The organism is Haloarcula sp. 1CSR25-25 (genome assembly GCF_032027985.1).
Classification (GTDB): domain Archaea; phylum Halobacteriota; class Halobacteria; order Halobacteriales; family Haloarculaceae; genus Haloarcula.
Genome location: NZ_JAHYBW010000019.1, coordinates 1 through 1,557, shown reverse-complemented (window position 1 = coordinate 1,557; position 1,557 = coordinate 1). Strand labels below are relative to the sequence as shown.

At 56.6% G+C, this 1,557-nt stretch carries 1 rRNA gene; it reads right to left on the bottom strand.

From position 1 onward, the window contains the following. A 23S ribosomal RNA gene (locus KZ498_RS24610) occupies positions 1-1,557 on the bottom strand; the annotation flags it as partial.

Sequence of the window (1,557 nt, the reverse complement as noted above, 5' to 3'; positions counted from 1 at the left end):
AACGTCTCGTTACCTCGACGCGCACACCCCGAGTCTATCGACCGCGTCTTATACGCGGGACCTCAGCGGTGTCTCTTTTCCAAGTGGGTTTCGAGCTTAGATGCGTTCAGCTCTTACCCCGTGTGGCGTGGCTACCCGGCACGTGCTCTCTCGAACAACCGGTACACCAGTGGCCACCAACCGTAGTTCCTCTCGTACTATACGGTCGTTCTTGTCAGACACCATAACACACCCAGTAGATAGCAGCCGACCTGTCTCACGACGGTCTAAACCCAGCTCACGACCTCCTTTAATAGGCGAACAACCTCACCCTTGCCCGCTTCTGCACGGGCAGGATGGAGGGAACCGACATCGAGGTAGCAAGCCACTCGGTCGATATGTGCTCTTGCGAGTGACGACTCTGTTATCCCTAGGGTAGCTTTTCTGTCATCAATTGCCCGCATCAAGCAGGCTAATTGGTTCGCTAGACCACGCTTTCGCGTCAGCGTTCCTCGTTGGGAAGAACACTGTCAAGCTATCTTTTGCTCTTGCACTCTTCGCCGGGTCTCTGTCCCGGCTGAGATAGCCATAGGGCGCGCTCGATATCTTTTCGAGCGCGTACCGCCCCAGTCAAACTGCCCGGCTATCGGTGTCCTCCTCCCGGAGTGAGAGTCGCAGTCACCGACGGGTAGTATTTCACTGTTGACTCGGTGGCCCGCTAGCGCGGGTACCTGTGTAACGTCTCCTACCTATGCTGCACATCGGCGACCACGTCTCAGCGACAGCCTGCAGTAAAGCTCCATAGGGTCTTCGCTTCCCCCTGGGTGTCTCCAGACTCCGCACTGGAATGTACAGTTCACCGGGCCCAACGTTGGGACAGTGAAGCTCTGGTTAATCCATTCATGCAAGCCGCTACTGATGCGGCAAGGTACTACGCTACCTTAAGAGGGTCATAGTTACCCCCGCCGTTGACAGGTCCTTCGTCCTCTTGTACGAGGTGTTCAGATACCTGCACTGGGCAGGATTCAGTGACTGTACGAGTCCTTGCGGATTTGCAGTCACCTGTGTTGTTACTAGACAGTCCGAGCTTCCGAGTCACTGCGACCTGCTCCGTTCCGGAGCAGGCATCCCTTCTTCCGAAGGTACGGGACTAACTTGCCGAATTCCCTAACGTTGGTTGCTCCCGACAGGCCTTGGCTTTCGCCGCCATGGACACCTGTGTCGGTTCTCGGTACGGACACTATGCTCGTCTTTTCATGGGCCCCAGGTTGAATCACGTTTCCCTATGCCGCCGTTCGTCCGCTTCGTGCCGTTACGGCTTCCACGGAGTTTGACGGTTCGACCGGGCGAAGGCCCGGCGTGATCGACCCCAGGGCGTCGACTTTCACTGCATAGTGGCACGGGAATATTAACCCGTTTCCCATTTCGTCACAGTCGAGTTGCGGTGTGACTTAGGACCGGCTAACCCTCAGCTGATCAGCAGTGCTGAGGAACCCTTATCCATTAGGCCGTCGGGGTTCTCACCCGACTATCGCTGCTACTATGGCCAGGATTTTCGTCACTCATCGGTCCACAGGA